Annotated in this window: 1 protein-coding gene; it reads right to left on the reverse strand. The window is 53.4% G+C overall.

The features are described from left to right. The coding region (locus SB775_RS31730) for a hypothetical protein (RefSeq protein ID WP_410865259.1) at positions 1-199 on the reverse strand (199 nt) is incomplete at its 3' end. Positions 200-253: the final 54 nt, after the last annotated feature.

Here is a 253-nt window from a genome sequence, read left to right on the forward strand (position 1 = left end):
CATATTGTTGCCTGAAGGTCGCCTCGCCCTTCGTTGTCACGGCGGTCTGAGAGAACGTTTCAAAGCCTTTCGAGTTCAGGATCTTCAGGTGGATTGCTGCCGCCTCGCCGGCAGCATAGGCGCTGGCAGTCGCGGCGAGTGAACCCACAGCTGCAACGGCGAGAATCAGCGCAATTTGCATTTTCTTGTTCATGATCATCCTTTTACTTTCCTCGCATCAACTTCTGCTGGCGACAGCCATTGCAATCGTAAT

Source organism: Peribacillus sp. SIMBA_075, assembly GCF_046534585.1.